The following is a 1,188-nucleotide window of genomic DNA, read 5'->3' as shown; positions in this document are numbered from 1 at the left end:
TCGAGGACCGCCGCCCCACCATCATCGTGATCGACGAGGCCTGGAAGGCCCTCGACAACGCGTATTTCGCCGAGCGGCTGTCGAACTGGCTGGTGACAGCGCGCAAGCAGAACACCGTCGCAGTGATGATGACGCAATACGCAAGCCAGCTTGAGCGCACCCAGACCGGCAAGACCATCGTCGAAGCCGTTCCGACGCAGATCCTGCTGCCCAATATCCGCGCCAATGCCTCGGACTACGCCATGCTGAACCTCACGGAGAAGGAGCTCGACGTCCTTGTCAACACGGGCAGCAACAGCCGCCTCGCACTGATCCGCGACGATCAGGGCTCAATCGTCGTCGATGCCGATCTCAGTGCCCTTGGGCCCAATCTCACGATCCTTGGCGGCATGGAAAAGGGCGAAGCGCTCGTCGGCGCCGATTACCGCGACCGCCCGGACTTCTGGAGGCTTTCATGATCCGTATTCTTATCGCTTTGGCTGCGCTCGGCGCGCTGGCCTCCTGCACCCAGTATCGGGAGCCGCAGGCCAATTGCTTTTCCTTTCTCGCCTCGACGGCAGCGACAGCCCAGGATTGCACCTTCACGCCCCTTGGCGCACCGGAGGGCGACATTGAAGTCTAGCCTGCCTCATATCCTCGCGTTTTGCCTGCTGCCTGGTCTCGCCTTGTCTCAAGGTGTGCCGACCAATGACAGTGGGCTGACCTCGCGTGACATCGTCGAGACCGGTGATCGCGAGGCTGACTTGGCCGTTCAGGCCGACAAGCTCGCCGTGCGCGAACTCATCGCGGAGATCGAGCGCGAACAGCTGGCAACCCTGCAACGCATCCTCGATGCCCAGACCAGCTTCGGCGGTCAGGGCTTGCCGGCTATGGTCTCGGGGCTGGAAAGCGGCAGCGGGTATCCGGCCCGGTCAGTCGAGGCGGTCTATGGCAATGCCGACATCGACCCCAATCCCGGCGGTGCGCAGATGTTCGGCGACGCCGCCGAGAACATCGAGCAGCTCATCATCCGCGTCGCCCAGGAAACCAGCGACTTTGCGGGTGTCGGCCGCGCTGGTCTCTCACCCGTCCAATGGCGCGCGTTGCTGCAAGCGCTCATCTGGCAGGAAAGCCGTTTCACCATTGGGGCACGGTCTCCCGTCGGCGCCTATGGCCTCACCCAGATCATGCCCGGCACCGCCAGCGATC

2 protein-coding genes and 1 pseudogene are annotated in these 1,188 nt (G+C 63.6%); all 3 read left to right on the top strand.

Going from position 1 to position 1,188, the window contains the following annotated elements; genetic code table 11:
- Positions 1 to 458, top strand: a pseudogene (locus tag TRIHO_RS20230) (type IV secretion system protein B4); the annotation flags it as partial.
- Positions 455 to 622: a hypothetical protein gene (locus tag TRIHO_RS23980; protein WP_165595937.1), complete on the top strand. Its 168-nt coding sequence runs from the start codon at positions 455 to 457 to the stop codon at positions 620 to 622. The pseudogene TRIHO_RS20230 and the gene TRIHO_RS23980, both read left to right, overlap by 4 nt.
- Positions 623 to 677: 55 nt before the next feature.
- A partial coding sequence (locus tag TRIHO_RS20225) for a lytic transglycosylase domain-containing protein (RefSeq protein WP_131811235.1) occupies positions 678 to 1,188 on the top strand: 511 nt, incomplete at its 3' end.

Source organism: Tritonibacter horizontis, from assembly GCF_001518015.1.
GTDB classification, from domain to species: Bacteria; Pseudomonadota; Alphaproteobacteria; order Rhodobacterales; family Rhodobacteraceae; genus Epibacterium; species Epibacterium horizontis.
Note: the sequence above shows the minus strand (reverse complement) of the source record. Positions and strands in the feature narration are given on the sequence as shown.

Coding starts and splice junctions, on each gene's coding strand:
- TRIHO_RS23980 (WP_165595937.1), top strand. CDS start 455: ATGATCCGTATTCTTATCGCTTTGGCTGCGCTCGGCGCGCTGGCCTCC.